Annotated in this window: 8 protein-coding genes; 6 read left to right on the top strand and 2 right to left on the bottom strand. The window is 42.4% G+C overall.

Annotation, left to right across the window (positions count from 1 at the left end; translation table 11 throughout):
* Window positions 1-433: 433 nt before the first annotated feature.
* The 3 genes from GTQ43_RS41205 (at window position 434) to GTQ43_RS41195 (ending at window position 4482) form a co-directional block, all read left to right on the top strand.
* Window positions 434-625 (top strand): hypothetical protein, encoded by a 192-nt coding sequence (locus GTQ43_RS41205; RefSeq protein WP_141699832.1) that lies wholly within the window; start codon window positions 434-436, stop codon window positions 623-625.
* A gap of 58 nt (window positions 626-683) precedes the next feature.
* Entirely contained in the window at window positions 684-869 is a 186-nt protein-coding gene (locus GTQ43_RS41200) for a hypothetical protein (RefSeq protein ID WP_265278392.1), read from the top strand.
* 553 nt (window positions 870-1422) lie between these two features.
* The gene (locus GTQ43_RS41195) at window positions 1423-4482 is read left to right on the top strand and encodes a DUF5906 domain-containing protein (protein WP_265278391.1); all 3060 of its coding nucleotides are present in this window, start codon (window positions 1423-1425) and stop codon (window positions 4480-4482) included.
* An 81-nt stretch (window positions 4483-4563) separates the two neighbouring features.
* Here the strand turns inward: GTQ43_RS41195 and GTQ43_RS41190 are convergent, their stop codons facing one another.
* Both GTQ43_RS41190 and GTQ43_RS41185 read right to left on the bottom strand, forming a co-directional pair.
* A complete protein-coding gene (locus GTQ43_RS41190; protein ID WP_265278390.1) occupies window positions 4564-4845 on the bottom strand; it encodes a hypothetical protein in 282 nt (93 codons plus the stop codon).
* A gap of 188 nt (window positions 4846-5033) precedes the next feature.
* Entirely contained in the window at window positions 5034-6131 is a 1098-nt protein-coding gene (locus GTQ43_RS41185; RefSeq protein ID WP_265278389.1) for a sensor histidine kinase, read from the bottom strand.
* 444 nt (window positions 6132-6575) lie between these two features.
* Here GTQ43_RS41185 and GTQ43_RS41180 point away from each other — a divergent pair, with 444 nt between their 5' ends.
* The 3 genes from GTQ43_RS41180 (at window position 6576) to GTQ43_RS41170 (ending at window position 9257) form a co-directional block, all read left to right on the top strand.
* The gene (locus GTQ43_RS41180) at window positions 6576-7178 is read left to right on the top strand and encodes a tyrosine-type recombinase/integrase (protein ID WP_265278388.1); all 603 of its coding nucleotides are present in this window, start codon (window positions 6576-6578) and stop codon (window positions 7176-7178) included.
* 264 nt (window positions 7179-7442) lie between these two features.
* Window positions 7443-7874 (top strand): arsenate reductase ArsC, encoded by a 432-nt coding sequence (locus GTQ43_RS41175; protein ID WP_265278387.1) that lies wholly within the window; start codon window positions 7443-7445, stop codon window positions 7872-7874.
* A gap of 36 nt (window positions 7875-7910) precedes the next feature.
* Entirely contained in the window at window positions 7911-9257 is a 1347-nt protein-coding gene (locus GTQ43_RS41170) for a sensor histidine kinase (protein ID WP_265278386.1), read from the top strand.
* Window positions 9258-9369 lie beyond the last annotated feature (112 nt).

Here is a 9369-nt window from a genome sequence, read left to right as displayed (position 1 = left end):
AAACACTACTGAGTATCTTGCTCCCAGTAGCAGTAGTCTGTGACAGCATCGAATGAAAGCAAAATCTGAAGTAAAAGGAAGTTAACTACCTCCGCATGTCATTAATGCCTAATTCCTGCGCTTTATTGCTGATAAATGGGTGTAAGGATTGCCTAATTGTTACTCGCATAAATCCTCCTCAAAATAAATTTGCAGGCTGAAGTCGCCAAGAATACGTGTATCTTGTCTGCCGTTGGCGTTTCTGCCTTCTCTGCTTTTGCGTGGTAGCTAATTAAGTAACTCTGCCGTTTCAACCATCTGATACAGGCTTCGTCAAACCGTGGCATTTATGCCATAGCCACACTATAACACCAAAATACTCTATTACGCTGTAACCCTAGTACGCAAAAATGAAAATTACTGATTATAAGTGGATAATCTAAAAGTAGAGTTTATGAGTAATTGCGTAATTGTGGGTAGACCTAAAGGGGATAAACCAGATGAAGTGGCACATCTTAGAGCAAGGATGCCAAAGGATATGCACACAGAATTTAAGCTGTGGTGCGTTAAAAATAATCGGACGATGGACACCGTGATCTGTGAGCTAGTCCAGGAATTTTTGGATAAGCAGCATTCACAAGGATAATTGCGTACTAGCGTATTAGGTGTAGAATTGCTTTCAAAGGCTATAGATAAAAACAGGTATGTTGACTCAAACAGCAACTCTAATGCCACTAAGTACATTTATCCCCGTTTTGACGGCTATCAGCGATCGCGATTGGGTACGGTTCAAGGAACTTGAAGTCAGTTTTGCTCTCCACTCACGGGATCGAAACTTGGGCAGATGTTTTCAACTGGAGAATCATGCCCACGTTAGAACCAGAGGCTAAAAGATGGCTGTTAGTGACAAAATGCAGCCAAGGTATTAAGTCAGTCAAAATCTTAGATTAATGTCTTGTTGAGGCAGCATAAATAAATTGAATTATTTTTAGTCACACTACTACTATTAATATAGTGGGGTATTTATCTGGTTTTTAATATTAGCTAAAAGCTTGTAAAAGCTTTGCTGTGTCTTGGGTTGAGGAAAATAGATAAATTGTTTTATTTTATAAAGCTGAGATATTTATTATTTTTTTGCCTGAGATAATTTACTATGTAATAAGACTATACCCTTAGTCCATCTTTTCTAAGTGTCATGTCACCCGATATACATAAGAAAAGAATGCCTCCCCAAGACTCAACTTGTTTGCTGCAAGTTGTTTAACAGTCCTAGAAGACACCCAGTTGTTTTTTGTCTATTAAATTTCTTTATAACCTAATGTTATCAGTTCCTAGTACTTCTTACAACTTCCTACAACAGGTTTAACGAGAAATTTGATTAAAACTTTGGTGAATCTTCGGGGGAGGTAAAGCCCACATCACTTACCTCACAAGGATTTCACAATGGTAGCCATTTTAAAAGGACAAGAGACCGTTGGCGGCTCCGTTATGCCAGGGGCGTTCGCCTCCTTCGACATCCGAAATTTTCTTCAGCAGCTAGAACCGTCCAAAGAAAAAGGCAAGTACATCTGCCCCGTTTGCGGGGGGCACAACTTATCTATCGTCCCAGAAACCGGAAAGTATCAATGCTTCAATAATTGTGAGTGCAAGGACATCCGAGAGGCAATCAAACCTTGGGATGAAGTGCTGGCAGAGCGACAAAAAACTAATTTCAATGCAGCACCAAACAAAAACCCAATCAGAGTTAAGACGGTCAAGCCCAACCCAACCCCAATTCCAGATGGCGAATTAGGTTTGATAATGTTGACCGAGCCAGCGACCAATATTCCCCAACCTCAAAAATTAAAGAGTAAGCGAAAGGGCATCCCCGGAAACGCAACCGAAACAACCTATCAATACTCCCCAACCCAATGGATTGACCGTTACGAATGGGCAGACACCAGTAAAGAGAAAGGTTATGACAAGAGTTTTCGGCAATGGCATAGACTCCCCGACGGCACACCAGAGATGAAAAAAGGTGATTTTCCTTGGGGGGCATATCGTATTGATGAAGCGCTAGCCGCAGCTAAATTAGTAAATGGAACCCCGGCACTACTCCAGCATGAAGGCGAGGGATGCGTAGAAGTTGGTCGGTCGCATGGTCTTGCTGGGATTACGTTTCAAGGCAGTGGATGGGATAAAAAGACTATCACGCCTGAATATCAACTCCTGAAAGATTCAGGCATAGGATTAATCGTTTTTCTACACGATGCCGATGACACTGGGTTGAAAAAACTCCAGACCTGCCAAGACTGCGCCGACGAAGTAGGAATTTCATTGATCGGAATTAACCCTCACGACATCTGCCCCGATTTACCATATAAATCAAGTGACATCAAAGAAATCTTGGGGCAGATGGAAACACCAGAATTTATCCGTCGATTAGAGCAGGAGATCCACGCAGCAGTAGCGCAGCGATCGCAACTGGCAGAGCTACAAAATCTTGGCGATGCTCCAAATCATCAAGATCCAGTTGTAAGTTTCATTCAAATTGCTTACCAAACTCTCTACGCAGATAAGAACTGGATTTGTGCTGCCGATAAGCTCTACTGGCATACTGGCAACCACTATGAACACTCTCCAGACTCTAGAGAAATTAAGCGAATAACCGAGTTTTGCAACTCTTTTGCAGTTGAAAATGAGCAAGGTAAAAAATCCTATCCTTACGCTTCACCCAGTTCGGTTAAGAAGGTTCTAGAGTGGGCGAAAATGCGAACAGGGATTGAGGCAGAATTACTCAATCCACCAGGGATTAACTGCACTAATGGGATAGTTAGACCCGTTTGGATAGGTAATAAGGTTATTCCACGGCTAGACCCTCATACCCCCGAAGATTACTTTATTTATGAACCGTTGATTGAGTACAATCCAAACGCTGATACTACAGATTGCGACCGATTACTTGAGTGTTTGGATAGACAAAGCCAAGAAATTCTTTTGAGGAATTTAGCCGCATCCATTGACCTTGCAACTGTTAGGAAACTCAGAGGAAGAGAGGTAAAAGCAATTCTGGCAGTCGGGCTAGGCTCCAACGGTAAAGATGCTTTGCGCGAGTGCGTATCAATCATTTACGGCGAAAATGGACTAACTTCTGTCTCTTTAGCAGACTTCCAATTGTACGACGAAGGCAGGAAGTTTAATCTAGCTCCGTTGATGCACAGCCGAGTGAATTGGGCTTCTGAGAATCCGCAAACATCTAGGATTGATAAAATCCAAAGTTTAAAGTTGTTTGTCACTGGTAACAAGTTGCATTGTGAACGCAAGGGTAAAGACCACATCGAATTCACCCCTGAAGCCATAGGTCTTTTTAACTTAAATGAAACGCCAGCACTCCAAGGGGTAATGAAAGCAATTCAAGACAGGATTGCAGTTTTGGAGTTCAAGAAAACCTTTGAAAAAAATCCTGACCCTAACAACCCAAATGAATTACTAGCTGATCCCCGCTTTGCTTACGACAAGGAATTTATCAGAACGAAAGTAGCCCCAGCATTTCTAAATAAAATGCTGAAAGCTCTCAACGACCTGATTTCAGAAGGCATTGATTACGAATGTACAACCGACGCTTTCCGCAACCTTCAGAAAGAAAATAATCACCTATTTGACTTCATAGAAGCCGCGAACATAGGCTATGTCCCTGGTAAGGAAATGACTGCAAAAGAGCTATGGGTAAGACTGGAACATTACTACACTCAAACTGGCACATTAACTATAGATTCCGATAACAACCGCAGAACGTGGAGCGAACAGGTTAGACCCAGTGACAAAAACGTAAAGGGCATTAACCAAGTCATTGCTCGAATCGCTCAACTCTTTCCCAAGGCTGTCAAGGGAACTAGGTACTGTGACATTGCTAAAAGAAACATTCCAGTACTCAAAGGCATTGGCATTTTGTCAGTTACCCGCACCACATTAGACGAAACCCGCACCACTTCCGCACCACTTACCGCACCAGAAACCTCGCAAAATCAGGACTTCCGCACCACCCGCACCACTTTTTCAGATTCCCAGGAAAAAAACATTGAAGAGTCAGATATGAAAATTGAATTGCTTTCTCATCCAGTGAAAAAAGAAGAATATGCCACCTCAACTGGTGCGGGTGATGCGGAACCCTTGCCAGATATGGAAAACTGCTGCGGGGAGTCCTGCGTCAGTGGTGCGGATCAACTAGAAAGTGGTGCGGGTATGCCAACTGAGGATCAGGCAGCGATCGCCGCGCCAATTGCATCCGATACTGTTTTGGTAAAAACTGAGTATGAGTTCTCATACTCACTGTTGCAGATTGAAAAAGACGGCGGGGACATCGCAGGGTTTGTTGGTTGCCAAGTAGAAGTGCGATCGCTTAGTGGTGCGGTCAAGTTCGCAGGTGAGATGATTAACTACGACTCCAAGAATGGAATTGTGACTGTGGCCACCGAGCAAGGCAACCGAGATGCGATTTTATGCGAGACGTTTGTAATTGACTAAGGGATATTCTCTATGAACACTACCAGAAAATATTTATTGAGGTTTAGCCGATAAAAAGGGTGGACAATGCCATCCATTAACCTACTCTTTTGCTAGTTCCTCAAATTCTGTGATTGCACTTTGGTACTTCTTCCTATAGGGTGTTGCGATCGCTATTGCTTTCCTCATCCCCTGAGACATTTTTTTCTTTTGGGAGCGCGGCGGGACACCAATTAGATGAGGCGATTTCATTCGCGGCGACAATTTGAAATTCCAAAAATTATGCCAATTGTCGAGAGGCGATCGCCCCTTCGACAAATGCCCAATGCAGTTAAACCAATGTGGAGAGGAGCGTAGCTTTAGTACTACAAAAGGGACTGTCACGATGATGCCCAATACGAGAGTCAGCCCTGACTGGCGCTCACATCAAATTAAGGTTTTGGGGCGGTTAGGCTATCTTATTGACAAAAAAGCTCCAAAGTTACAGGAAAGGCTATAAAAAAGAAGCCAATTGGCTTCGCTTTTGCTAAATCTACTGATTTAGGGTAGCCACCGTGATGATACTTGTACCTCTAATAGGGAAGTTTAGGCAACTTAACGATAAAGCTTGTCCCCTTGCCCTGGGCACTTTCAACTTCAATCGTCCCCTGATGCGCCTCAATAATACTCTTTGCTAAAAATAATCCTAATCCCCATCCTGTTTGATCCCCAGCAGAGATGGTTCGACGAAATTGTTGAAATAAGATTAATTGAGCGTCTGAAGAGATCGGATTACCCTCATTGTGGATAGTGAGGCTGATCTGCGTTTCAATTTGCTCAAGCGTGAGTGTAATTGGCGTATCAGGAGCACCATACTTCACGGCGTTAATAGCTAAGTTTTCAATTACCCGTCGTATCTCTTTACGGCTGCAATTGCTCCTGATAGCAGCATCAGAGACTAAAACAAACCGCTCTCCATAAGCAAAGTTCAAATCCTCTACTACGTCCTGAACAATGCTGTCTAAATTGCATTCTTCAAATTCAAACTTTAAACTCTGACCTGCCCGCAGCCGACTAGCATCGAGCAGATTTTGAATCATCGAATTCAAACGCTCGACTGCTTTTAGCATTTTCGCCGCGATATTCGCATGAGTGTCTCCTTGTTCAAGCCGACGCAGAGTCAGGTGAGTACCCATTTTTATGACATTGAGTGGGTTTCTAAGATCGTGGGTCAGTGTCACCATAAATAACTCTTGAATATCTCGCAACGTCTGCGAAAATTGAGTCGCCGCATCGTTAACGGCTTGCTCAATGGAATCGATAATAATATCTCGTTCCCTCACCTCTAAAGCCGCTTCTTCTTCTAAAATTTCAAATATGACCTGACGGAGAATGTGGTACTCAAAAATCAGTTGAGTCATTGAGTAGTCCACAAAACCCGCCCGCTCATGTCCATGCTTTTTCCCAATCCGAGTGCTTTCTAGTTTATCGGTTTTTATTCTGGCTGGTGTCCTTTCAATCTTCGTTGACAGCTCATCCACCAATTGCTCTAGATACTCAGGTAGCGAATTTTGTAGCATCAGAGAGTCCTGATGTATTGATGCACCAACTTCATCACGCGCCCGCTCTTCCCACCTCTGCATGATTCTTTCAGCATTTTGTTTAAGACATTTAGACGTTTGGTTAGACATAGATTATAAAAACACCAAAAAGGGAAGAATAAAGCCATCGTTCATTTGGAAGAAGAAAGTGGACACAAATCTAAGAAATTAAAAAGGATAATTCAACTTTCATTAATATTAAGCTGTTGTGCTTTTAATTTGCACAATCTGTGGATCACAGGGTCTACAGAAACGCGATGAAAATCAATCGGCACTTAGCGCCTTCTTTCTAACGCAGTCAGAGATACAGCTAATTTTCAGTCATGGCTTAGACAATAACCGCGATCGCAACGAGAAAATCGCAGGCATCTTAGACTGACTATTTGGCATTGTTTCAAGATGGACGTATTTCTCAATTGATAAAAGTTCGCAATAACGCTTGAGTGGCTTGTCTTTTAACGAAATAATGGGGATCGTGGCGTAGTAGACTGTCCATAATATGACGCGTACACCGGACACTATCACCAGAGATAAATGAGGTTGCCACCCCCAACTCGTCTACCCAACAAACATTACAGGTCTAGAGAATACCTTACACCAAGTGAGGTGCGAAGTCTTCTTGATGCTGCGCTCGATCGCAAAGCTCGTTATGCTCACCGTGATTATACACTGATGTTGCTCATGTTTCGCCACGGTCTGAGGGTAGGGGAAGCTGTAGGGGCTAAGTGCGGTTTAAGATGGGATGCACTGATGTGGGCAGAACGTCAGATTTTCATCACCAGGGAAAAGGGCAGTGATTCTGGGGTGCATCCCTTAAGAGATGATGAAATAACTTTGCTCAAAGAACTTAGAGAGATGTTGCCTGATAGTAAATATATTTTCGTTTCTGAGCGCGGTGAGGTGATGTCAACTGATGCGGTGCGAAAGCTGCTTGGGCGGCTAGCGGCACAGGCCGGGCTTGATATCAAAGTACATTGCCACATGATGCGCCATGCCTGCGGCTACTATCTGGTGAATCAGGGGTATAACACCAGAGAAATTCAAGACTTCCTGGGACACCGTGATATCAAACACACTGAAAAATATACCAAGCTGAATGCTCGACGCTTCCTGAATTTTGATTGGGGTGATTTGTAAAATTTTGACTCAAAGAGCCTTATGAAAAAACTCAGAGGTTGCACGATGATGCCTCTAACAATGCTTGCAGTTGTTTTTAATTTTGAATCGCTGCCAGGATGTTCTGGAACCGCAACCACAAAACCATAAGGTATTAAACTTACGATTCCAATTAAGTATTAACTTGGCATATCACACTTCCCAAGCATTTTGGGTACTCTAGCATTTAGGTAAGATTTCTAACCTGATCTTATTAATTAACTCAACATCTTTCTTAAAAAACTTATGAGTCAACCTCGGCTAATTATTCTTTGTACAGGTAATTCTTGCCGTAGCCAAATGGCTGAAGGATTTTTGCGAGAATTAGCTAGCGATTTATTTGATGTCCAAAGTGCAGGGATGAATCCCGCTACGGAGGTGCATCCCCTGGCAGTAAAGGTCATGCTGGAAGTAGGTATTGACATTTCTGGGAATACCTGTAAGCACATCAATGCTTTTTTTGATGAGCTAATTGATACCGTTCTTACAGTCTGCTCCCATGCCGATCAGAGTTGTCCTATTCTGCCTGCTTCAACTAAGCGCCATCACTTCGGTTTTCCAGATCCTGCTGCTGCTGAAGGAACTGAGGATGAAAAACTAGTTGTGTTTCGTAAAATCCGGGACGATATTAGTCGTGTCTTTTTAGCTTATATTGCAGGAAGGCGCGATGCTTTATGATTTCTACTCTAAACATTAAGCCCAAGCATACTGAGTATGTTTGACTTACCTATGGTCGTAACACAAGCCCTTGCCAATCGCCAAGATTTATTGATAGCGCTAATCGATCGAGCCGGACGGCTTCTGTGGGCTAACCAGACGTTTGCTTTCTACAGTAAACGGTCAATTGAGGAATTGCTTGGACAAAAGTTTTTCCACATCCTATCTTTAAATTCTCAAAATTTACCTCAACAAACTTATATTCGAGAGCAGCTTATTAAAGGCGAGAGCTTTAAGTTTGAGTTTGTCTATTACCGTGATGATGATTCTACTCAATTATGGCTTTTGATGGATGGGCAGCCAATTTACAATTCCGAGGGAATTATTGATCAATATTCTCTTCTGGCCACAGATATCACCCTACGAAAACAGGCAGAACTCGATCTCAAAGAAGCAAAAAATCTGCTAGAGCAAATCAATCAAGAACTAGAAGTGCGTGTTCAACAACGTACATCTGCACTTGTTCAAGAAAAAGAGAAAGCGGAACAGACACTTAACCAACTCCAGCAAATGCAAGTGCAACTTATTCAGACTGAAAAAATGTCAGCTTTGGGCAATCTTGTGGCTGGGGTAGCTCATGAGATCAATAATCCAGTGGGCTTTTTGGTAGGCAATCTGCAACCAGCAAAAGATTACGTACAAGACTTGTTTGGCTTGATTGACTTGTATCAAGAGAAATATCCCAATTTTGATCCAGATATTTATGATGAAATTGAAACAATTGATTTGGAATATTTGCGAGAAGATTTACCAAAGTTGATTATTTCTATGGAGTCAGGGGTAAATCGGCTCAAAGCCATTAGTGCCAGTTTGCGTATCTTCTCACGAGATGATAGCGATCGCCCCATTTCTTTTAACATTCACGAAGGTCTAGAGAGTACTTTATTAATTCTTAAACACCGTCTGAAAGGTAATGAGACTCGACCGGAAATACAAGTAGTGAAAGACTATGGAGATTTACCCTTAGTAAAATGTTATGCTGGACAACTGAATCAAGTCTTCATGAACTTGTTAGCAAATGCAATTGATGCTTTAGAAGAATCGAACCAGATATGCAGTTTTGAATATATTAAGGACAACCCTAACCAAATCGGAGTTCGCACAAAATTATCTGAAGATCGACAACAGGTTTTGATTCACATTTCTGATAATGGCCCTGGTATGATGCCAGATGTGAAGGAATGTATATTTGAGCAATCTTTTACTACTAAAGCAGTGGGCAAAGGAACAGGACTAGGATTAGCGATCGCTCGTCAAATTGTTGTTGAGAAACATGGCGGGAACTTGTATTGTTGTTCTCAACCCGGTGAGGGAGCGGAATTTATTATTGAACTTCCAGTTTGATAACAAATCGACCAAACGGGGCTGGAAATCCCACCGGAAATGGGGGTTTTTTGCATTAACCCCCGAAAAGGGGGATTCTAGAATTTGTTGTTGAATGGTACTTCACTCTTTT

Origin of the sequence: Nostoc sp. KVJ3 (genome assembly GCF_026127265.1) — a bacterium.
Taxonomy (GTDB): Bacteria; Cyanobacteriota; Cyanobacteriia; order Cyanobacteriales; family Nostocaceae; genus Nostoc.
Note: the sequence above shows the minus strand (reverse complement) of the source record. Positions and strands in the feature narration are given on the sequence as shown.